The sequence below is a fragment of the Stenotrophomonas sp. K-6 genome (assembly GCF_056861555.1).
In genome coordinates this window covers 75,647-96,537 of the sequence record NZ_JBSPUC010000003.1, presented here as the reverse complement: position 1 = coordinate 96,537, position 20,891 = coordinate 75,647, and the positions used below count along the sequence as shown (strand labels likewise).

At 66.2% G+C, this 20,891-nt stretch carries 17 protein-coding genes, 2 tRNA genes and 1 pseudogene; 11 read left to right on the top strand and 9 right to left on the bottom strand.

Annotation, left to right across the window (positions count from 1 at the left end; translation table 11 throughout):
• Positions 1-59 precede the first annotated feature (59 nt).
• Together AC13F7_RS10865 and AC13F7_RS10860 are read right to left on the bottom strand one after the other, a co-directional pair.
• Positions 60-2,402, bottom strand: coding sequence for a TonB-dependent receptor (locus AC13F7_RS10865; protein WP_481469191.1), 2,343 nt, complete (start codon positions 2,400-2,402; stop codon positions 60-62).
• Positions 2,403-2,704: 302 nt separating this feature from the next.
• A complete protein-coding gene (locus AC13F7_RS10860) occupies positions 2,705-5,254 on the bottom strand; it encodes a Cache 3/Cache 2 fusion domain-containing protein (protein ID WP_483000265.1) in 2,550 nt (849 codons plus the stop codon).
• Between the two features lie 314 nt (positions 5,255-5,568).
• On the opposite strand from AC13F7_RS10860, the gene AC13F7_RS10855 reads away from it, so the two are divergent.
• Positions 5,569-5,644 (top strand) — tRNA-Ala (locus AC13F7_RS10855).
• Positions 5,645-5,714: 70 nt separating this feature from the next.
• Here the strand turns inward: AC13F7_RS10855 and AC13F7_RS10850 are convergent.
• Together AC13F7_RS10850 and AC13F7_RS10845 are read right to left on the bottom strand one after the other, a co-directional pair.
• The gene (locus AC13F7_RS10850; protein WP_183073677.1) at positions 5,715-5,885 is read right to left on the bottom strand and encodes a hypothetical protein; all 171 of its coding nucleotides are present in this window, start codon (positions 5,883-5,885) and stop codon (positions 5,715-5,717) included.
• Between the two features lie 124 nt (positions 5,886-6,009).
• Entirely contained in the window at positions 6,010-7,032 is a 1,023-nt protein-coding gene (locus AC13F7_RS10845; protein WP_483000263.1) for an NADP-dependent oxidoreductase, read from the bottom strand.
• Positions 7,033-7,255: 223 nt separating this feature from the next.
• Between AC13F7_RS10845 and AC13F7_RS10840 the strand changes: the two genes are divergently transcribed.
• The 9 genes from AC13F7_RS10840 (at position 7,256) to dxs (ending at position 16,154) form a co-directional block, all read left to right on the top strand.
• Complete coding sequence (locus tag AC13F7_RS10840; RefSeq protein WP_483000261.1) at positions 7,256-7,645, top strand: hypothetical protein; 390 nt, start codon at positions 7,256-7,258, stop codon at positions 7,643-7,645.
• Positions 7,646-7,662: 17 nt separating this feature from the next.
• Positions 7,663-8,847 (top strand): YbfB/YjiJ family MFS transporter, encoded by a 1,185-nt coding sequence (locus AC13F7_RS10835; protein WP_483000259.1) that lies wholly within the window; start codon positions 7,663-7,665, stop codon positions 8,845-8,847.
• Positions 8,848-9,049: 202 nt separating this feature from the next.
• A tRNA-Phe gene (locus AC13F7_RS10830) sits at positions 9,050-9,125 on the top strand.
• A gap of 324 nt (positions 9,126-9,449) precedes the next feature.
• The gene (locus AC13F7_RS10825) at positions 9,450-10,166 is read left to right on the top strand and encodes a hypothetical protein (RefSeq protein ID WP_483000257.1); all 717 of its coding nucleotides are present in this window, start codon (positions 9,450-9,452) and stop codon (positions 10,164-10,166) included.
• A gap of 80 nt (positions 10,167-10,246) precedes the next feature.
• Positions 10,247-10,786 carry a lipocalin family protein gene (locus AC13F7_RS10820; RefSeq protein WP_483000255.1) on the top strand — a complete coding sequence of 180 codons (540 nt, stop codon included), beginning with the start codon at positions 10,247-10,249 and terminating at the stop codon, positions 10,784-10,786.
• A 172-nt stretch (positions 10,787-10,958) separates the two neighbouring features.
• Positions 10,959-11,444, top strand: coding sequence for an LEA/WHy family protein (locus AC13F7_RS10815; protein WP_481469204.1), 486 nt, complete (start codon positions 10,959-10,961; stop codon positions 11,442-11,444).
• Between the two features lie 46 nt (positions 11,445-11,490).
• Complete coding sequence (locus AC13F7_RS10810) at positions 11,491-13,284, top strand: acyl-CoA dehydrogenase C-terminal domain-containing protein (RefSeq protein ID WP_483000253.1); 1,794 nt, start codon at positions 11,491-11,493, stop codon at positions 13,282-13,284.
• A 183-nt stretch (positions 13,285-13,467) separates the two neighbouring features.
• Positions 13,468-14,127 (top strand): HNH endonuclease, encoded by a 660-nt coding sequence (locus AC13F7_RS10805; protein ID WP_179458428.1) that lies wholly within the window; start codon positions 13,468-13,470, stop codon positions 14,125-14,127.
• Positions 14,128-14,243: 116 nt separating this feature from the next.
• Complete coding sequence (gene dxs, locus AC13F7_RS10800; RefSeq protein ID WP_481469207.1) at positions 14,244-16,154, top strand: 1-deoxy-D-xylulose-5-phosphate synthase; 1,911 nt, start codon at positions 14,244-14,246, stop codon at positions 16,152-16,154.
• A 114-nt stretch (positions 16,155-16,268) separates the two neighbouring features.
• On the opposite strand, the gene AC13F7_RS10795 is transcribed toward dxs, so the two are convergent.
• From AC13F7_RS10795 to AC13F7_RS10785, 3 genes are all read right to left on the bottom strand, one after another.
• Positions 16,269-16,832: a DUF3011 domain-containing protein gene (locus AC13F7_RS10795; RefSeq protein ID WP_483000251.1), complete on the bottom strand. Its 564-nt coding sequence runs from the start codon at positions 16,830-16,832 to the stop codon at positions 16,269-16,271.
• Positions 16,833-17,000: 168 nt separating this feature from the next.
• Entirely contained in the window at positions 17,001-17,204 is a 204-nt protein-coding gene (locus AC13F7_RS10790; RefSeq protein ID WP_481469211.1) for a hypothetical protein, read from the bottom strand.
• A gap of 166 nt (positions 17,205-17,370) precedes the next feature.
• Entirely contained in the window at positions 17,371-18,429 is a 1,059-nt protein-coding gene (locus tag AC13F7_RS10785) for a linear amide C-N hydrolase (protein WP_481469212.1), read from the bottom strand.
• Positions 18,430-18,624: 195 nt separating this feature from the next.
• Here AC13F7_RS10785 and AC13F7_RS10780 point away from each other — a divergent pair.
• Positions 18,625-18,789, top strand: a pseudogene (locus AC13F7_RS10780) (peptidase); the annotation flags it as partial.
• Positions 18,790-18,812: 23 nt separating this feature from the next.
• Here the strand turns inward: AC13F7_RS10780 and AC13F7_RS10775 are convergent.
• Positions 18,813-20,177 carry a sensor histidine kinase gene (locus AC13F7_RS10775; protein WP_483000248.1) on the bottom strand — a complete coding sequence of 455 codons (1,365 nt, stop codon included), beginning with the start codon at positions 20,175-20,177 and terminating at the stop codon, positions 18,813-18,815.
• Complete coding sequence (locus AC13F7_RS10770) at positions 20,174-20,848, bottom strand: response regulator transcription factor (RefSeq protein WP_346471964.1); 675 nt, start codon at positions 20,846-20,848, stop codon at positions 20,174-20,176. The genes AC13F7_RS10775 and AC13F7_RS10770 overlap by 4 nt, the downstream gene beginning before the upstream one ends.
• Positions 20,849-20,891: the final 43 nt, after the last annotated feature.

Genomic DNA, 20,891 nt, shown 5'->3' with positions numbered 1-20,891 from the left:
GCGTTGTCGGAACACGCATCACGCCAACCGGTGCCCTGCGGCACCGGTGATCGCACGGCTTACCAGTTCATGTTGAGCGAAACGCCCACGGTGCGCGGTTCGTTGTAGACCGCGGCCATGTAGTTCTCGATCACACCCTTGAGGTTCTTCTCATTGGTGATGTTGCGCGCGAACAGGGCAACTTCCCAGGCACCGTAGTTGGCGGAGTAGCCCAGCTTCAGGCCGCCTTCGAAGCTGCCCTTGGAATTGAACTCGGCCGAGTCGTACAGCACGAAGCTGGTGTAACCCTGCTTGTTCCAGTCGGTGGAGACGAAGAACACATCGCTGTCATTGACCGGCATGTCGTAACGCGCGGCCAGGTTGATGTTGTACTTCGGTGCGTTTGGCAGCGGGTTGCCATTGATCTGCGCGAAGGTGTTGGCACCGACCTTGATGGTCGGGTCGTTCACGGTGCACACCACGGCGCCGTTGAGGGCGCAGACCTGCGCGTACACGCGGTCGTCCTGGATTTCGCTGTGCAGCAGGCTGACACCGGCGCTCAGGGCCAGATTCGGGATCGGGCGCAGCTCCATGTCCGCTTCCAGACCATAGGCCTTGGCCTTGTCGGCGTTGAACAGCACGCCGTTGCCGTCCGAATCGTTGCCGTTGAGCTGGATGTCGTTGACCACGTAGGTGAACGCGGCGGCGTTCACACGCAGGCGGTTGTCCCACAGGCTGCTCTTGATGCCGGCTTCCCAGGACAGGATCGTTTCCGAGTTCGCCGTGGTGAAATCCGCATTGAACACAGCCGAACGGCCCTGGATGGTCGGGCCGCGGAAACCGCGTGCCACGCGCGCATACACGCTCAGCTGCGGATTGAACGCATACATCGCGCTCAGGTCCCAGCTCGGCGTGGTGTCGGACATCTCCACGTAGGTGCGGCCCTTGTAGGTCACGGCACCGGCGGCGGTATCGGCGGTCTTCAGCAGACGCGTCTTCTTCTCGTCCCTGGTCTGGCGCAGGCCGGCGGTCAGGGTGAACTTGTCGGTCACGTCGTAGCTGACCTGACCGAAGCCGGCCCAGGAGGTATTGACGTTGCGCAGGCGCACCCAGTTGTTCGGGTTGCGGGCCGCGGTGTTCAGGAACCAGGCGCGCTGGTAGAAATCGGTGGTGTCGCGGCCGTCGAAGTAGAACGCGCCGACCTGCCACTTCAGGCGGTTGTCATCAGCGTTGGCCAGGCGGAATTCCTGGGTCCACTGGTCCAGATCACGGATCTGGCCCATCGACTGGCCGTAGCCGTTCGGCACGCCGTTGACCGGGTAGTTCACAGCGGCGCCACCATCGGTGTCACCGCGGCTGTAGCCGGAGGTGGTTTCGTAGGCGGTGATCGAGGTCAGCGAGACATTGCCGAAATCGTAGATGGCCTTCACCGAACCACCGTACGTCTTGTAGGCCTGCGGATTGTTGTCGGCTTCGTCGTAGGCGACCTTGTCGCGCGGCACGTCGGTCTTGTTGGAGCCCTTGGTCACGGCGTTGCGCAGGAACAGCGTGGACGTGCCGTCGTAGTCGCGTGCATGGGCCGAAGCCAGCAGCGAGAAGTTGTCGCTCGGCTGCAGCAGCAGCTGGGCGCGCACGTTGCGGTCGTCGAAGCCGCCCATGGCGTTCTTCTTCGGCGAGACCGTGCCATCGGCGCTCGGGCCGCTGTAGGTGTTGTCGACGTAATCATCGCGGTGCTGGTACAGCGCCGACACACGGAACGAAGCGATGTCGTTGATCGGGCCACCGAAGCCGCCATCGACCGCCACGCTGCCGTAGGAACCGTAGCTGGCCTGCACGCGGCCACTGTAATCCTGGCTCGGCTTGATCGTGTCGAACTTGACGATGCCGGCGGTGGTGTTGCGACCGAACAGCGTGCCCTGCGGGCCGCGCAGCACTTCGATCTGGTCCACGTCGTAGACCGGGTTGGACTTCAGCACCACGTGCTCGAGCACCACGTCGTCCTGGATGATCGACACCGGCTGGGAGGCACCCAGGTAGAAGTCGATGTTGCCCAGACCACGGATGTAGAAGCGCGGGAAGATGCGGCCGGTGGTGGTTTCAGCGTAGAAACTCGGCACCTTGCCCGACAGGGCCAGCAGGGTGTCATCGCCGCCTGCGGTGTAATCGCGGATCTTCTCGCCCTGCACCACGCCGACCGAGACCGGCACTTCCTGGAGGTTGCGCTCGCGGTGGTCGGCGGTGACGGTGATGGTGTCCAGCGAGGTGGCGCTGGCCGGCTGGGCGTCCTGCGCCGAGGCAGCAGCAGACAGCATCAGCGTGGCCGAGGCGCAGGCCAGCGCCAGCGCGCGGCGGCGCGGCACGGCGGCGGAGAGGGAACGGGAGAGAAGACGCGTCGACACAGGGGCGTGGCGTAAAGCGGGCATGCAGAGGTCTCGGGTAGTACAGATCGGGGCAGCCGGCGAGATGGCCGGGCACCATAGGAAATCGACATCGCAGTGGAGACAGCGATGCGGCACGGTATTGGCTGGATGTTGCAGATTGGTGTCAGGGCGTTGTGGGCGACGGCTGTCCGGCCCCCCTGGTCCACTGGCTATGCGGCCGCGTTTTCTGGCGCGGATTATGCCCGCACGGCGCGCCGCCCGGAAGGGCGCACGGCGCGATCAGCCCCGCAGGTGGGCCGATCGGCGACGGTGTACAGGGGCGGCGACCGCTGCCCCTGCGGCGCTCAGGCCGTCACGGCCTGACGGCGCGCCGACGTGTGCCCGGCCAGACGGAAACGCCCCACCGACTGCTGCAGCTCGCTCGACTGCGCATTCAGTGCGCGCGCCGCGGCCGAGGCTTCTTCCACCAGGGCGGCGTTCTGCTGGGTCACGCCATCCATCTGCATGATGCTCTGGCTGACCTGGTCGATGCCCGCCGCCTGTTCCTGGCTGGCGCTGGCGATCTCTTCGATCAGGCCGCCCAGCTCGCCTACCGCCTGCACCATGCGCTGCAGCGTCTGCCCGGCCTCGTCGGCCAGCGCGCTGCCATCGGTGACCTTGGTGACCGAATCGCCGATCAGGCCCTTGATCTCCCGGGCCGCCTGCGCCGAGCGCTGTGCCAGGGCGCGCACTTCGGAGGCGACCACGGCGAAGCCACGGCCTTCTTCACCCGCACGTGCCGCTTCGACCGCCGCATTGAGCGCCAGGATGTTGGTCTGGAAGGCAATGCCGTCGATCACCGTGGTGATGTCGGCGATACGGTGCGACGACGCCTGGATATCGCCCATGGTCTGAACCACCTGCGCGACCGCCGCCCCACCCTGCGCGGCCACGGCCGCCGTCTGCGTGGCGAGATGATCGGCGCGCCGCGCATGGTCGGCATTCTGCTTCACGGCCGCGGTCAGTTCTTCCAGAGAGGCGGCGGACTCTTCCAGACTGGCCGCCTGCTGTTCGGTACGCCGCGAGAGATCCTCGTTGCCCGCCGCGATTTCCGACGATGCAGTGGCCACCGAGACGGCTGCCTGCTGGATGCCGGCGACGATCGCGGTCAGCTGGCTGACGGTGGCATTGGCATCGTCGCGCATGGTGGCAAAGACGCCCTGGAATTCCCCTTCGATGCGCCCACGCAGGTCGCCGGCGGCCAGCGCGCGCAGCAATCCGGACAGCGAGGACAGGTTGTGGTCGGCGGTGACCATCAGGGTATTGAGCCCCTCCACCATCACCCGGAAATCGTGATTGAACGCGCCCGCATCGCCGCGCACGCTGAAATCACCCGCTGCCGCCGCAGCGACAAGATGTTTGATCTCGCCATTGATGGCCTGCAGGCGATCGCGGACACCGTTGACGGCCTCGGTGATCCTGGCCTTCTCCCCCGGCAACGCCTCCATCGAAGGCGACAGGTCGCCATCGGCGTAGCACTGCACCAGCTCCACCATGCGCAGCTTGGTGGACACGTGCGCGTCCACCAGCGCGTTGGTGCCGCTCACCATGGTGCGGAACTCACCTTCAAATGCATCGGCGTCGATGCGGTAGCTGATCGCACCGTCGGCGTGCCGCTGGCTCATGTCGTTCTGTGCGGCAATGATCGCGCGCAGTTTGACCTGCATCTGCTGCAGGGCGCTCATCAGGCGACCGACTTCATCGTGTCCGCGCACCTGGATCTGCCGCTCAAGGCGACCAGCCGCCACATCACGCGCCACCTGCCCCGCCTCGGCCAGTGGCCGACTGAGCACGCGGCGGACAACCAGCACCATCGCCACGATCACTGCAAGCAGCGCCAGCGCCGAGACCAGTGCGATGTGCAGCATCAGCTTGCCAAGTACAGCCTGCACCACCGAGACCGGCTCCATGCCCAGCACGGCCCAATGCCACGGGCCATAAGCCTGGGTCGACACGAAGTAGGTCTGGGCCGCGCCCTGATCACCGCTGCGCAGCTGCACCTGGCCCTGCGTGGACGTACCGTCCAACAGCGCTTGCAATGCGGCATGGTCGGCGTCGGGCACCCGGGCCTGGATCTTGCTGCCTTCGCCATCCGGCCCTGCGATGATCGTTCCGAAACTCTCGCCCGGGCGGGTATCCACGGCGATGAAGTAGCCATCCTTGCCCAACTGCGCAGCGCGCAGGCGCGTCTTCAGTGCTGCCAGGCCGTCGGAGTAGTTCTGGCCTACGAAGGCGATGCCCACGACCTCCCCCGCCGCGTCGGTGATCGGCATGTAGTGGGTCATGTAGTCCACGCCGAACAGGCGCGCCGGTCCGGTATAGCGCTGGCCGGCCAGCACCTTGGCATAGGCCGGATTGGCGTGGTCCAGGACGGTGCCCATGGCGCGGGCGCCTTCGGCGTTGCGTACCGAGGTCGATACCCGGATGAACTCCTGCCCGTCACGGGCGAAGACGGTGGCCACGCCGCCGGTCGCCTCGGCGAAGCGATCGACGGCAGCCTCCTGCAGATTGACGATGTCGCTGCCCAGCCGAAGCGTCGGCGTGGAACGCTCCCCGATCAGGATCGTCCGCGCGGGATCCAGCGTGGCATCCCCGGCCGGCAGCATCGCGCGGAAGGTGCCGGCCATGCGCTCGGTGCTGTCGCTGAGGCTGCGGTCATAGAGTTGGACCGAGTCGCGCATCAGCACGGTGGCCGACTGCAGTCCGGCCTCGACCCGCTGCTGGTAACTTGCGGCCGATTGCTGGTAAACCAGCAGGGCCAGGCCGATGAAGGCCACGGCGGTGATCAGGCCCATCAGCAGCGCCAGACGCGCGCCGATGGAGGAGGAGAAAACGGTGGCGGCACGGGTCGTCATCGTTGGAACTCGAAGGGATTGGATATGAGGGATTGGCTCCCTTTCATATCGGCACCGTTTTGGTCCTCTTTACGCGATGGCGTCTAGTTACATTTCGCTACTCAAGAAATGCAACCCATTGCGCTGCAAGGCTTTGCGGCACGCCGATCCTCACAAAACCTACTCTTCCGTTCAGTTCGAGGCGCTCCGCGGGCGATGCGGAAGACGCGCCGCGCCCGCCTCTCCCCTCTTGGCAGCCGCTACTGGCCGGGGCTACACTAGATGCATCGCACGGCGCTCCAAGACGCGACACGCGAGGCAAGTGCGGTATCCGTGGGGCCATAGCTCAGCTGGGAGAGCGCGTCGTTCGCATCGACGAGGTCAGGAGTTCGATCCTCCTTGGCTCCACCACTATTCAACACAAAGCCCCGGGAATTCTGTTCCCGGGGCTTTTGTTTTTCAGCAACCTGCGCGCGCGGACTTACGCCCCCTCAGGATTATCCTTGCGCTCCGGCCGACGTGTTCCCGCATCATGGATCGCCTGATCGGTCTGGCCCGGCCGCTGCTTGGCGGTTTCATCCTGCTTGCGGTCCTGCTGACTCTCTTCGATGCCTTCCTGCTTGCCGTGTTCGCTGGGCTTGGTGTCTGCCATGGGTCTACTCACTTGTGCGGTTCCCGGTACGGGGCCTTCATCCGCAGGCTAACCGGCCGATCGTGATGCACGAATCACGATCAGGACGGCTTTGCACACGGCGCACTCACACGCGACCGAACGCTCAGTCGAGCTTGACCACCAGCTTGCCGAAGTTGCGGCCCTTGAGCAGCCCGAAGAAGGCCTCCGGCGCCTGCTCGAGCCCGTCGACGATGTCCTCGCGATACTGCACTTTGCCGTCCTTCAGCCACTGGCCCATGTCGCGCAGGAACGCCGGGAAGAAGGCATGCAGATCGGACTGGATGAAGCCGCGGACGGTCAGGCGCTGACGCAGCACCTGGCTCATGAAGCCGGGCAGACGATCCGGGCCGGGCAGCACCGCGCCACGTGCGTTGTAGGTCGCGATCGTGCCGCACACCGGGATACGCGCGAAATCGTTGAGCAACGGTGCCACGGCGTCGAACACATGCCCGCCCACGTTTTCGAAGTAGACATCGATCCCGTTGGGAACCGCCGCGCGCAACTGTTCGGCGAAATCGTCGGCGCGATGATCCAGCGCCACATCGAACCCCAGGGTTTCCAGGTAGCGGCGCTTCTGCTCGCCACCGGCGATCCCCACCGTGCGCGCGCCCTGCAGCCTGGCGATCTGGCCCACCGTCGCGCCGACCGGGCCGCTGGCAGCAGCCACCACCAGCGTCTCGCCCGGCTGCGGCTTGCCGATCTCCTGAAGACCCGCATAGGCGGTGAATCCGGGCATGCCGTACACGCCCAGTGCGGTACTGAGCGGCAGCCCGTTGTCCTCCAGCGTGCGGGTCAGCGCATCGCCGGGCACCACTGCGTGTGTCTGCCAGTTGCCGGAGGCCACCACCTGCGTGCCCACCGCGATGGCCGGATGGTTGGAGGCCACCACCTCGGACACCGTGCGGCCTTCCATCACTGCATCCAGCGCGACCGGCGCGGCATAGGACGGCCCCTCCTCCATGCGACCGCGCATGTAGGGATCCAACGACAGATAGCGATTACGCAGCAGCACCTCGCCGGGACCCGGCGTGGGAACCGGCACCTGCTCAAGGCGGAAATTGGCGGCTACCGGCTCACCGTGTGGACGCGATGCAAGCACGATGCGGGTGTTGGTCAGGGCATTCATCGTGGAATGACTCCAGGCGAAGCAAAAAGGGAATTTGACAGTACGGGTTCCGAGCGTGCAGGAGTCGTGGGTAAAACAGTGTTCCATCCGTGCAGCACGCCGCGCCTGCGCACTCGCCTTGCGCGACAGCGGCCGGTGCTTCCGATGGGGTCACAGCATTCCATCCGCACGCTGGGCCGATCACGCGTTGCCCGCGCCGCGGGTCAAGGCGCATGATCCCGTCATGACCCCTTCCCCATTCCGTCCACGTCGCTACCTGCTGCCGTTGCTGATGTCAGCCACGACCGTGTTCGGCCTGGCGTGCTGGGCGATTCTGGCCACCGAACCAGGCTGCCTCGCCGCGCAAGGGCACTGGTCCTCCGGCAGCGGCCAGTGCCGTACGCGGCTGTGCCTGCTGCAGGGCGACTGCGGTGAGCGCGCCGCGCCGATCGCAGGCTGCGCCGCGCTGCAACCCGGCGATTCCCGCGGCAAGGTGTACTTCCACCTCGGCAATCCGCTGCCGGGCGCTGCGGAGCAGGCGCGCTGGCCGGCGCACAAGGCAAGCGATGGCAGCATCGTGGCCGACTTCGATGGCGAGCGCCTGACCCGCCTGCAATGTCCCGACGCGCGCTGACGCAGGCACGAGGCGCCATGATGTCATCGACTGCGCCGCCTTCCCGCGCCCCCTGGCAGGTCATCACTGCCGGCATCTGCGCCCTGGTGCTGACCGTGGGCCTGGCCCGCTTTGCCTATACCCCGTTGCTGCCGCTCATGCGGGAGGACGCCGGGCTGTCAGCGGCCAACGGCGGCTGGCTGGCGACCTTCAATTACCTCGGCTACCTGACCGGCACGCTGCTGGTTGCCCGGGTCGGTGAGATGCAGTTGAAATTCCGCTTCTACCGCGTCGGGCTGGTGCTGGCGGTGATCTCCACCGCCCTCATGGGTGCCACCGCAGACATGACGGCGTGGAGCGTGCTGCGCTTCGTGGCCGGCCTGTCCAGCACGGCCGGCCTGTTGCTCGCCTCGGGGCTGGTGCTCAACTGGTTGCTCGCGCATCAGCGCCGCCCCCGGCTCGGCCTGCACTTTGCCGGGCTCGGGATGGGCATCGCCGTCTCCGGCCTGGCTGCGGCGGCGATGGCCGATCATCTGCTGTCCTCGCAGCAGTGGCTCGCCCTCGGTGCGCTTGCGCTCGTTTTTTTGATGCCGGCGTGGGCCTGGATGCCCGCACCGGTGCCGATCTCCAGCGCCAGTAGTACCTCGGCGCCCTCGCCCCCTGGGCAGCGTTGGCGCTGGCTGCTGATTGCGTCCTACTTCTGTGCGGGGTTCGGCTTCGTGGTCAGCGCGACGTTCATTGTCGCCATTCTCGTGCAGACCCCTGCCTTCGCCGGTCGCGGCAGTTGGGTGTGGGTGCTGGTCGGGATCACCGCCATCCCCTCCACGTTCGCCTGGGACCGTATCGCGGCGCGGCTGGGCCTGATCCGCGCGTTGATGTTCGCCTATGCATTGCAGACCGTGTCATTCGTGCTGCCGCTGCTGAGCGACGACTTGTGGGCAGGCGCCACCAGCGCCGTGCTGTTCGGCATCACTTTCTCGGGCATCGTCAGCCTGACCCTGACCGTGGTCGGGCGTCACTACCCGCACAACCCGGCCAAAGCGATGGCGACGCTGACGCTGAGTTATGGCGTCGCCCAGATCATTGCGCCCGCGATTGCAGGCACCCTGGCACGCGACAGCGGCTCCTACCAAGGCGCGCTGGTACTGGCGGCGATCATGATGGCGATCGGCATCGCGCTGCTGTGGTGCATGCCGGATGAGGCCCACGCCCGCAATGCGTGAGCGGTGGCCGCTGCGCCGGGCCGCGTCTGAACCGGGGTTCATGCGTCGCCCTGCTGCCGGCGAACCCGCTGTATCAAGCACTTGCGTGGCTTCAGACAGGGACTCGGAAACAAATGTGAAATTTTTTTCGCGAAACGCTTGCCGAACCTCTCATACCTCCGTATTATTCGCGTCCTCGCCAGCGGCAACGCAGCGATGAAGTGGCCGGGTAGCTCAGTTGGTAGAGCAGGGGATTGAAAATCCCCGTGTCGGCGGTTCGATTCCGTCCCCGGCCACCACACTTTCAGATGACCTGCAGAAATGCAGGTCATTTTTTTTGCCTGTTGTTCGGTCGCCCCACATCGCACCGTGTTCAACGAAGGCATTTCCGCAGCTGGTTCGTGCTCCATGACGTACTTCATCGGCAGTGCATTCGCGCCGACCGCGACGCACGCACGCACGCACGCACGCACGCGATGATGAAGCGAACATCGAAACGGCGATCCGTCACGCAGCGCCGTTCCTTGCCCTCCATCGCCACGCGCTGGCATGCTCACCCGGCGGACAGGATCGTCTGCGGCCGCGCTTGTTCGTCCCCAAGGCCGCGCACCAGGGAGAGGTGAATGTCGGACGGCATCGAAGCACTGCAGGCGCAGATCGCGCATCTGCAGCGAAACCAACGACGACTCACGCTGGGCTTCGCAGCCGCCGGTGTGCTGACCATGACCGCCTTGATGATGGGGGCGACGTCACAGCGCAGCGCAAGCTTTGACGTCATCGATGCACAGCGCATCAACATCAAGGAACCCGACGGAACGCTGCGATTGGCGATATCCAATCGCACGCTGTTTCCTGGCGTGATCATTCACAACAAGGAGCAGCCTCATCCGCGCCCGATGGCAGGCATGCTGTTCTTCAATGATGAAGGAACGGAAAACGGCGGGCTGATCTACAACGGCTCGCTCGACAAGAACGGCAAACCCTCCAGCGGCATGAGCCTGACCTTCGACCGCTATCAGCAGGACCAGCAGATGCAGTTGCTGGGCGTGGATGATGCAGGGACACACTACGCAGGCCTGAGCTTCAACGACGTCGCCGATGGTCTGTCCCGCCCATTCTTTTCCGAGCGCGACGAGTCACTTCATCGGGAGGGCGTTCCTGCGATCACCGAACGCGTGTTCCTGGGTAAATCCGATGCCCGCGAAGCCATGCTCACGTTGCGCGACGGGCGAGGAAAGCCGCGGCTGGAACTGGTGGTCACGCCATCAGGAGATGCCAGCGTGCGCTTCCTTGATGAGAACGGCAACGCAACGCGCGAACTCTCTGCCGACAGCCCATAGTACCCCCCCCATGACGGAATATTCACAATTCCCGCCCGGCCTGTGCCTAAGCTCGCTGCGTCTTGTCTGGAGTGTCGATGATGCGCAGCCGCTATCTGCTCAGTGCCCTGCTCGCCCTCGCGGTCACCGCACCCGCCTGGGCCGCCGTACCAGTGACCTCGGTGGAGGCGCTGGACATGGACCGCTATGCCGGCCAGTGGCATGAGATCGCGCACCTGCCGGTATCGTTCCAGAAGAAGTGCGTGGGCGACATCACCGCCACCTACAGCCTGCGTGCCGATGGACGGATCAGCGTGCACAACGCCTGCCGGCAGACCGATGGCGATCGCGTCGCCGCCGATGGCGTAGCGCGGGCCGTCGAAGGACACCCCGGCCGCCTGCAGGTACGTTTCGTGCCGGACTGGCTGTCCTGGGTGCCGCTGGTATGGGCCGATTACTGGGTGATCGCGCTGGACCCCGGCTACCAGTGGGCCGTGGTCGGCGAGCCGGATCGCAAGTACCTGTGGATCCTGTCGCGCTCGCCGAGCATGGACACGGCCCTGTTCGAACAGCTCAAGGCCCGCGCCGAGGCGATGGGCTATGACCTCGCTCCCCTGCGGGTGATGGCGCCGCTGGACTGACCCGGCCGGGCCACCCCAAAGGCCCGGGCCCGCCTGCACCTTTCCCACGACTAAAAGCACGTGGTGCCGTCATCCCGGTGCCCTACCCTTGCGTCACGCTGCCCCGGGCAGCGCGAACACCATACGCCGTAGTATGCTCACACCCATGCAACACCCGCCTGAGGATTGCGCCATGCCCCACCGCTTCCGTCCCCGCCTCGCCCTCGCCCTGATCGTCATCGCCTCGCTGACCCTGACCGCCTGCAACAAGACGGTCAAACGTGTGTCCGAGCCGGCCGCCAGCGTGCAGGAGCTGACGGTGCGTGCCGATGGCAGCTGGACGGTCGCGCTGCGCCTGCAGAACTTCAGCTCCATGCCCATGACCTTCGACAACGTCTCGCTCCAGCTGAAGGTGAGTGATCAGGACGCTGGCCAGCTGCAGCTGCAGCCGGCGCTGTCGATCGGTGGCGTGTCCGCCGATGTGGTCAACGTCGAGCTCACGCCGAGCTCGGGCGCCCGCTTGGTGATGGCCGACGCACTGGCCGGCAACCGCACCCTGGGCTATTCGCTCAAGGGCACGGTGAGCGCCACCCCGCAGGAAAAGAAGCAACGCACGTTCGAGATTGATAGCCGCAGCACGCTCAACCAGGCCCCCGGCCTGCCCGGCGTCCTGCGCTGACCGGCGGGTTTCCGCCCCCCTTCGCCACTGATCGAGACTGTCCCCGATGAGCAGCTACACTGCCCCGCTTTCCGATATCCGTTTCGCCCTGCATGACGTGCTCAAGGTCGAGCCGCTCTTCGCGCGCCTTGGCCTGACCGATGCCACCGCCGATGTGGTGGATGCCGTGCTGGAAGAGGCCGGCCGTTTCAGTGCCAGCGTGCTGGCGCCGTTGAACAGCGTGGGCGATGAGATCGGCTGCGTCCTGGACCAGGCCACGGGTGAGGTCACCACCCCTCCGGGCTTCAAGCAGGCCTACTCGCAGTTCGTGGACGGCGGCTGGACCGGTCTGACTGCCGCACCGGAACTCGGTGGCCAGGGCCTGCCGCATACGCTGGGCGTGCCGCTCAACGAAATGATCAACGCCGCCAACCTGGCCTGGGGCAACTTTCCGCTGCTCTCGCACGGCGCGATCGAAGCGCTCAAGCAGCATGGCGAGGCCTGGCAGCAGGACGCCTTCCTCAAGCCGCTGATCGAAGGCCGCTGGACGGGCACCATGTGCCTGACCGAACCGCATTGCGGTACCGACCTGGGCCTGCTCAAGACCAAGGCCGAACCGAACGCGGACGGCAGCTACGCTATCACCGGCACCAAGATCTTCATCACCGCCGGCGAGCACGACCTCACCGACAACATCGTGCACCTGGTGCTGGCCAAGCTCCCGGATGCACCGGCCGGGGCCAAGGGCATTTCGCTGTTCGTCACCCCGAAATTCAAGGTCGACCGCGAAGGCAAGCTCGGCGAACGCAATGCGCTGCGTTGCGGCTCGATCGAACACAAGATGGGCATCAAGGGGTCGGTCACCTGCGTCATGAACTTCGATGGCGCCGAAGGCTATCTGGTCGGCCAGCCGCACAAGGGCCTGCAGGCAATGTTCACCATGATGAACACCGCGCGCCTGGGCGTCGGGCTGCAGGGCATCGGCCTGTCCGAGCGTGCTTACCAGAACGCCCTGAAGTACGCCCGTGAGCGCCTGCAGTCGCGGTCGCTGAGCGGCCCGAAGAACCCGGAAAAGCCGGCCGACCCGATCCTGGTCCACCCGGATCTGCGACGCATGCTGCTGACCATCAAATCGCTGGTGGAAGGCAGCCGCCTGCTCGCCCTGCACGCGGCCACCCTGATCGACGTCGCCCACCACGCCGAAGATGCCGGCGAGCGTGAACGCGCGGACACGCTGGTGAGCTTCCTGACCCCGATCTCCAAGGCCTGCCAGACCGAATGGGGCATCGAGAATACCTACAACGCCCTGCAGTGCTTCGGTGGCCACGGCTACATCCGCGAGCACGGCATGGAGCAGTTGGCCCGCGATGCCCGCATCACCACGCTGTATGAAGGCACCACCGGCATCCAGGCGCTGGATCTGATCGGCCGCAAGACCGCCTCCAGCCAGGGCGCGGGGCTGAAGCTGATGCTGGCCGAGATCGAGGCCTTCGCCAAGGCCAATGAAGGCAACGAAGCGCTGGCCGAGTTCATCGCCCCGCTGCGCGCCAAGGCCAACGAATGGGCCACGCTGACCATGGCGACCCTGCAGCGCGCGGCCACCAACCCGGACGAACTGGGCGCCGCCAGCTTTGATTACCTGTTCTACTCGGGTTATGTGGTGCTGGCGTACTGGTGGGCACGCAGCGTCGCCGCCGCGGATGCCTCCACGCAGAGCGACGCCTTCAAGCAGGCCAAGCGTGAGACCGCCCGCTTCTATTTCGCCCGCGTGCTGCCGCGCACCCTCAGCCACGCCGCCGCGATCCAGTCCGGCGCCGAACCGCTGATGGCCATGACCGACGCGCATTTCGGCGAAGGTTGATCGGCTGCCGGCCGCTGGCCGGCACCCGATGCACCGTATGGAGAAAAGCCCCCTTCTTGTTGAAGGGGGCGCGCCAACGGCGCGGGGTTAAGGTGGAATGCCTGACCGAATCGTTACGAATCGGGTAGGGGCGCAAGCCCCTATACCCAATTCGTAACGATTCGGGTATAAGCTGTTTTCCCGATGGAGACAGACACTACACGCTTGGGTCTGATCGATACCGGAGCCTCGTCCGCCCCGGTCGCTGAGGTATCGCCGATCGTTACGCTGCATCGGCCCGGCTCGGTGCGGTTGTTGGCCCTGGACGCCCACGGTCGCGTACTGGACTGGATCAATTGGCAGGATGCCTCCTGCCTCTACGCACGCGGCGCGGTGGCCTGGACCCTCGGCGACCCCTGCCTGCACATCCACGGCGGCATCTGCCGCACCACCGGCCTGCAGAGCGGCCTGGACCTGCACCCGATCATTGCTGCCCGCGGCCACGCCCGCTCCCGCGCGATCGACCCGACCCCCAATCTGTCCAATCCCGCATTGTTCGCGCGTGATTCGCACCTGTGCCTGTACTGCGGGCAACAGTTCAATCGCCCGCAGCTGACCCGCGACCACGTCATGCCGATCTCCAAGGGCGGCCTGGATGTCTGGGAGAACGTGGTCAGTGCCTGCTTCCACTGCAACTCGCGCAAGAGCAACCGGACCCCGCAGCAGGCGGGCATGCCACTGCTGGCAGTGCCGTACCGGCCCAGCTGGATCGAACACATGATCCTGTCCAACCGCAACATCCTGGCCGATCAGATGGCGTTCCTGAAGGCGCAGCTGCCCAAGCGCTCCAAGCTTTCCGCCTGAGCACGCTGCGACGTTCTGTCGCAGCCACCCTCACCGTTTACTCACTGAAAAGGCGGTTTGCTTGCCCCACCCTCATTTGGGGGGGAAAATAGGCGCTCAGAAGAAGCGCGATAAACATGATCGATTCCGCCCGCTATCCCCGCCTTGCGCGCATCCAGTCACCGGATGACCTGCGCAGGTTCGATGAATCCGAACTGCCCGCGATCGCGGATGAACTGCGTGCCTACCTGATTGAGTCGGTGGGCAAGAGCGGCGGCCATTTCGGCGCCGGCCTGGGCGTGATCGAACTGACCGTCGCCCTGCACTACCTGTATCAGACGCCCGTCGATCAGCTGGTCTGGGATGTGGGTCATCAGACCTACCCGCACAAGATCCTGACCGGCCGCCGCGACGAGATCCACACGGTCAAGCAGAAGGACGGCGTCGCGCCGTTCCCCAAGCGCGAGGAAAGCGAGTACGACACCTTCGGCGTCGGCCATTCCTCCACCTCCATCTCGGCCGCGCTGGGCATGGCGATCGCGCGCCAGGCCGAAGGCGATGACCGCAAGGTTGTGGCCGTGATCGGCGATGGCGCGATGACCGCCGGCATGGCCTATGAAGCCTTGAACCACGCCGGCGGCATGGAGCAGGAACCGAACCTGCTGGTGATCCTCAACGACAACAACATGTCGATCTCCGAGGCCGTGGGCGGGCTGACCAAGATGCTCGGCCGCGCCACCGGCAGCCGCACGCTCAATGCGCTGCGCGAAGGTGGCAAGAAGATCCTCGGCGACAAGAAGCACAACCCCACCGCGCGCTTCGTCAAGCGCTGGGAAGAACACTGGAAGGGCATGTTCGTGCCGTCCACGTTCTTCGAGGAAATGGGCTTCCATTACACCGGCCCGATCGATGGCCACGACGTCCCGGCGCTGGTCGCCACGCTGAAGACGCTCAAGAGCCTGAAGGGCCTGAAGCTGCTGCACGTGATGACCACCAAGGGCAAGGGCTACGAGCGCGCCGAGGGCGACCAGATCGGGTATCACGCGGTCGGCCCGTTCGATCCGGACAAGGGCCTGATCGCCAAGGGCGGGGCCAAGAAGCCGACTTATACCGACGTCTTCAGCGATTGGCTGTGCGATGCCGCCGCGGCCGAACCCAAGCTGATGGGCATCACCCCGGCGATGCGCGAAGGCTCCGGCCTGGTGCGCTTCAGCAAGGAATACCCGGAGCGCTACTTCGATGTGGCCATCGCCGAGCAGCACGCGGTGACCCTGGCGGCCGGCATGGCCACCCAGGGCGCCAAACCGGTCGTGGCGATCTACTCGACCTTCCTGCAGCGCGCGTACGACCAGCTGGTCCACGACGTGGCCGTGCAGGAGCTGGATGTGCTGTTCGCGGTCGACCGCGCTGGCGTGGTCGGCCCGGACGGCGCGACCCATGCCGGCAACCTGGACCTGAGCTTCCTGCGCTGCGTGCCGCACATGGTGGTGATGGCGCCCTCCGATGAGGCCGAGTGCCGCCAGATGCTGACCACCGGCCTGCGCTATGCCGGCCCGGCTGCGGTGCGCTATCCGCGCGGCAGCGGCACCGGCATCGCCGCCGGCACGGATCTGGCGACGCTGGAGATCGGCAAGGCCGAGCTGCGCCTGCAGGGCAGCCGCATCGCCCTGCTCGCCTTCGGCAGCACCGTGACCGCCGCCGAACAGGTGGGCCGCGAACTGGGGCTGACCGTGGTCAACATGCGCTTCATCAAGCCGCTGGACCGTGCCCTGCTGTTGGAGCTGGCGCAGCGTCACGAGGGCTTCGTCACCGTCGAAGACAACGTGGTCGCCGGCGGTGCCGGTTCCGGCGTGGCCGAACTGTTCAATGCTGAGAACGTGCTCAAGCCGTTCCTGCACCTGGGCCTGCCGGACAGCTTCCAGCACCACGCCAGCCGCGAAGACCTGCTGGCCGAAGCCGGTATCGATGCCGATGGCATCCGCCAGGCCGTGCTCAAGCGCTGGCCGATGCTGGTCAAGAGCGGCCAGCCGCTCAGCGCTGCAGGCTGAAACGCGGCCCGCCCGCTTGGGTGAGCGCTCCGGAAAGCAACGAGGCCGCGTCCAACCGACGCGGCCTCGTTCGTTTGAGCGCCCAGGAAGCGCTCAGGCGCCGTGCGCCGGCCCTCAGTAGATCTGGAACTGGGCGCGGCAGCCGCCATCCACCCAGACACCGGTGCGGTCCCAGCCCCAGGTGCGGCCTTCGATACAGGCGTTGCGCGAGGTCTGGCGGATCAGCCGGGCCTCGCGACGGACATTGGCGACGCAGCGCTGGCGGCGGTGATCATTCGAATCGCAGGTCAGGATCTGGCCCCGGCCGCTGTTGCCGCCGCCGTTGTGCCCCCAGCCGCCGCCACCGCCATTCCAGTGACCGCCGCCGCGCCCCCCTTCGGCGATGAACTCGGCACGGCAGCCCTGGGTCACCCACACGCCACCGCGGGCCTGGCCCCAGGTCTGGCCTTCAACGCACGGCGAGCCGGAGATCTGCCGCACCAGACGCGCGCGACCCGGCAGCGCGCACTGCTGGGTACGGTTCTTGATCGATTCGCAGCGCACGGGGCCACCGTTGTAACCGTCGTCGTAGTAGCGGTCGTAGTTCTGCGCCTGTGCGGCGCCCGCCAGCGCCAGCAGCGCGGGCACCACGGCCCAACGCAATCGTCTGGCTGCCTGGGAGGGGCTGTTGTTCGACATGGGGTCCTCGTTACCTGTTGGGGGAGGCGCACAGGATCGGTGATCGCCCGGCGGTGCGACATAGGCCAGAAGTCGCTGATTTCATCCCCTATTTAGGTACCCGACGCGGGGCTGACTGGGCCGATGTCGGGCCGTCACATCCAACCCCGCCGCGCCCTGACCCCGCGCTCAGCCGTAGCGGACCGCGTCCACATAGGTCTCCAGCACCTCTACACGCACAGCGCTGCTGTCGCCGGTTTCAGCGAAGTGCTCGCGCGCCAGGGCATCGGCGAAATCGAAGGCGGTGGCGCCGCTGCGGAAGGCAATCGGCGCGGATTTGGCCGGGTGCACGACGTGCCAGCGGCGTTCGATGTGTTGCAGTTTGATCACCATGCGGATCGTTCCTTTGCGACATGCCTGGGCGGGAAGCTCACGACGGGAGGGATCCATCCCTCAGCAGGAACGATAGAGCAGGCCGAAGACCGTTGTTATCGGATAAGTCTGATTTTTGGGGGCGGAATTGCTGGCCGCAGCGCGGCCAGGGGTCCCGGCCGCCGGGTCAGCCCTCGATACCGAGGAACCGGAACGGCTCGGCCGCTTGGAACCGGCCCAGCGCGTCCCCCGCGAACACGTTGCGCTGGTCCGGGCCAAGATCCAGCTTCAGCACCGGCGCACCGCGAGAGAAATCCGCCTTGTTGAGGTCCACCCAGAAAGTATTGGGGGTCATCGCCGATTCGAAGAAGTACAGCCTGCGCTTGTGGTCGGCCACGGTCCGCCAGCGCGTGGAGGAGATGTTCGGCTCGCCCGGCGTGGTGATGCCGTACGGCACGGACACGTTGCGGATCACGCTGAACACACTGGCCAGCGCCACGACCGGATCTTCGCTCTTGGGAATCGCGTTGATGTAGAACTTCGCACGGGCGAAACGGTCGGCCGAGCGGTTGGTGCCGGGCAGCATCACCGTACCGCCGATGTCCTGCCAGTAGGTGTTCAGTGCCAGCTGCTGATCGAACACAGGGGAGTTGGTCATCACCTGGTAGGCGCGGTCGTGATGGATCACCTGCTTGCCGTCGATGTACTCCACGATGGCGCTGTCGCCGGTCGCATCGGACATCGACAGGTGCAAGGTGGCCAGCCGCGACTCCCCGGGCACCTTGTCGGTCACGATGGTAAACGGCTCACGCGCCAGCGCTGCCACCGCCTCGGCGACGGTCGCGTAGTTGTCGAGCACGTACTGCGCCCACAGCGACATCGACAGTCCCGGCCTGGAGCCGCGCTGTTGCGGATACTCCGATTCGGCCAGCCAGAGCAGATTGGCCGACAGCCCCGCCTCGTTGAGACCATCGGTGGTGGAGATGTCGTAGCCGGTGGCGACGACGCTGCCGTACCGCGAGGTCCAGCGGATCGAACGTGGTCCGGCCAGGCCGTCACGGGCGATGCCTTTGGGCAGCACCCACAGGTTGGTGGCCACATCGCTCTTCCAGTCCATCGAGCGGGCGGTGATGACGTCCTGGTTGTCGCCCAGGTACACCACGCGCGTGCAGGCATCGGCCTGGGCGGCGACACAGGTGAGCGCGACGGCGAGCGCAACGTGACGCAACGACAACAGAGTCTTCATGCAGTGCCTCCTGGCGGTAGACCGTCACCTTCAGGCATTGGAGCGGCGGCGGACGACATCGAGCCTCATCGTCGGAAGGAGCCCGCTCCAACTCATCATCGCTACCGCGGGGCCGATCATGCATGACCGCTCCACCTCGGAACGCGTGCTACCGGGCATCTCAGCCCACGCAAGGTGATGGAGGAGTGAACCCAGCGCGACGCACACGGCTGTATCGGCTCGGCTGGGTACCGTTGGTGTGAGCGCACGCAGCAGTGCGAACGGCCGTGGGAACTGGCCAGCGCCCAGCGGCTTGAGAACACCACCGAGGCGATCAACGCCTACTGCGCTGCCGCGCAGAGCGCGCCATCGCAACGCTGATCCTGCCAGTCACCTGGCCGTGGTCATGCGGCGGATGAACGTGGCAACGGCCGCGGGTCCACCGGCAGCACCACCAGGAACCGCGCGCCGCCCCCCGGGGCGCTGTCCACCGCGATGGTGCCAGCGTGCCGCAGCACGATCTCGCGCGCGAGGTGCAGGCCCAGCCCGCTGCCGCTGCCACTTGGCCGCAACCGATGGAACGGCTCGAACACGGACAGCCGCTCGGGCTCCGGTACGCCAGGACCTTCATCGCTGACCGACAGGCCCCCGTCATCGCACATCGCCACCGCGATCATGCCGCGGCCGCCGCCATGGGCGATGGCGTTCTGCAGCAGGCTGGCGATGACCCGGTGCAGCGCATGCGGATCGCCGCGCACCCAGATCGGCTGATCCGGTGCGTCCACCGAAAAGCCGTAACCGGCATCCACTACCAGCGGCGCTACATCCGCGGCCACCTCGCGGGTCAGCGCGGACAGATCGATCCGCTGGGACTGGCTGCCATGTCGATCCAACCGCTGCAGATCCAGCAGCTGCTCGGCGATGTTGCTCAGGCGACTGAGGTCCAGCTGCAGGCGTGAACGTGCATCGCCGGGCGGCAGATCGGCCAGGCGCGTGGCCAGGATCGCGATCGGCATCCGCAGCTCGTGCGCCGCACCGGCGAGGAAGCGATCCTGCGCGTCGTAGCTTTCGCCGATACGCCGCACCGCGGCATTGAAGGCATCCACCAGCGGATAGATCTCCAACGGCACCGCATGCGTGTCCAGACCGCTGCCACGCTCGTTGACCTGGATCGCCGCCGCCTGCGCGGCCACGCGGTTGACGCCGCGCAGTGCCCGGTGGATGACCCACGGCGACACCACCAACGTGATCACCAGCACCGGCAGCGCGATCCAGCCGCCCAGATAACGGAAGATCAGCATCAGCTGACGCACCACGCTGCGCTCGGGAATGCCTCCCATCGCCACGTGCAGCCGTCCTTGCGGCCGATCGACGACCATCACGCGCGCGGCAAGCGCATCGGCGTGGAGGCGGGTCCGGATGTCGGACTGCTCGATGTGTTCCAGCTGCGCCACCAACGGGCCGTACTGTGCGGGGATCTCACCGTGCACCAAACGCCGACCGCGCTCATCGGCAGCGGCGAACCAGAAGGTGCCCGGCGCACGGGGCACGGCGGCGGCGACCTTGTTCCGATCCACCTCCAGCCCGTGATCGCCCGATGTGATGGCCGCCGCGATCTGATCCCCGGTCCTCCAGTCGATATAGGCCGAGCGACCGTTGCCGTAGGTCAGGACCATCGCACTCAAGGCGAGCGCGATCGTGGCCACCTGGATCAGGCCGACCTTCCATGCCAGGTTGAACGCGAGCGAGCCGGGTTTGAGCAATCTCATGGCGCATCCTTGAGCAGATAGCCGATCCCGCGCATGACGTGGATCTCCACACCCGCATCGGCTTCCAGCAGCGCCTTGCGCAGCTTGGAGACATGCGCATCCAGGGCGTTGGACTGGATCGCATCGTCGAAGCCGTACACGGCCTCCAGCAGCGAGGCACGCCCCACCGTCCGCCCCTGCCGCAGGGCCAGTGCCTCAAGCACCAGCAACTGGCGTCGTGGCAACGCGAGCAGCACCTCGGACACGCGTGCCTCACGCGAGACGAAATCGAACTGCAACCGGCCCAAGGACAACACGGGCAAGGTGATCTGCGAGGGGCGCCGCGAGATCGCACGAATCCGCGCAAGCAGTTCCTCCACAGCGAACGGCTTGGTCAGGTAGTCATCCGCGCCCACGTCCAGACCCGTCACACGGTCGGCCACCGAAGCGCGTGCGGTCAGCATGATCACCGGCAGGTTGGGCACGTGTTCGCGCGCCACCTTGACGAAGCTGGCGCCATCGCCATCGGGCAGCTGCCGGTCCAGCAGCAGGATCTGGTGGACGCCGGCCTTGAGTGCCTCATCGGCCTGCGCCATCGAGCCGACCACGTCGACCACCATCCCGTGGCGCGCCAGGCTGACCTGGATCGCGCTGGCCATTTCCGGATCATCTTCCAGTAGAAGAAGGCGCATGGGGCGGTGCCTGCGGGTACGAAGGAGGCGATGGTACCGCGCC

Bases quoted from the DNA above. Each gene is read 5' to 3' on its own strand.
- AC13F7_RS10825 (WP_483000257.1), top strand. From the start codon at position 9,450: ATGTCGGACGGCATCGAAGCACTGCAGGCGCAGATCGCGCATCTGCAG.
- dxs (WP_481469207.1), top strand. From the start codon at position 14,244: ATGATCGATTCCGCCCGCTATCCCCGCCTTGCGCGCATCCAGTCACCG.
- AC13F7_RS10840 (WP_483000261.1), top strand. From the start codon at position 7,256: ATGACCCCTTCCCCATTCCGTCCACGTCGCTACCTGCTGCCGTTGCTG.
- AC13F7_RS10790 (WP_481469211.1), bottom strand. From the start codon at position 17,204: ATGGTGATCAAACTGCAACACATCGAACGCCGCTGGCACGTCGTGCAC.
- AC13F7_RS10805 (WP_179458428.1), top strand. From the start codon at position 13,468: ATGGAGACAGACACTACACGCTTGGGTCTGATCGATACCGGAGCCTCG.
- AC13F7_RS10815 (WP_481469204.1), top strand. From the start codon at position 10,959: ATGCCCCACCGCTTCCGTCCCCGCCTCGCCCTCGCCCTGATCGTCATC.
- AC13F7_RS10775 (WP_483000248.1), bottom strand. From the start codon at position 20,177: ATGAGATTGCTCAAACCCGGCTCGCTCGCGTTCAACCTGGCATGGAAG.
- AC13F7_RS10845 (WP_483000263.1), bottom strand. From the start codon at position 7,032: ATGAATGCCCTGACCAACACCCGCATCGTGCTTGCATCGCGTCCACAC.
- AC13F7_RS10850 (WP_183073677.1), bottom strand. From the start codon at position 5,885: ATGGCAGACACCAAGCCCAGCGAACACGGCAAGCAGGAAGGCATCGAA.
- AC13F7_RS10810 (WP_483000253.1), top strand. From the start codon at position 11,491: ATGAGCAGCTACACTGCCCCGCTTTCCGATATCCGTTTCGCCCTGCAT.
- AC13F7_RS10770 (WP_346471964.1), bottom strand. From the start codon at position 20,848: ATGCGCCTTCTTCTACTGGAAGATGATCCGGAAATGGCCAGCGCGATC.
- AC13F7_RS10865 (WP_481469191.1), bottom strand. From the start codon at position 2,402: ATGCCCGCTTTACGCCACGCCCCTGTGTCGACGCGTCTTCTCTCCCGT.
- AC13F7_RS10860 (WP_483000265.1), bottom strand. From the start codon at position 5,254: ATGACGACCCGTGCCGCCACCGTTTTCTCCTCCTCCATCGGCGCGCGT.
- AC13F7_RS10785 (WP_481469212.1), bottom strand. From the start codon at position 18,429: ATGAAGACTCTGTTGTCGTTGCGTCACGTTGCGCTCGCCGTCGCGCTC.
- AC13F7_RS10835 (WP_483000259.1), top strand. From the start codon at position 7,663: ATGATGTCATCGACTGCGCCGCCTTCCCGCGCCCCCTGGCAGGTCATC.
- AC13F7_RS10795 (WP_483000251.1), bottom strand. From the start codon at position 16,832: ATGTCGAACAACAGCCCCTCCCAGGCAGCCAGACGATTGCGTTGGGCC.
- AC13F7_RS10820 (WP_483000255.1), top strand. From the start codon at position 10,247: ATGCGCAGCCGCTATCTGCTCAGTGCCCTGCTCGCCCTCGCGGTCACC.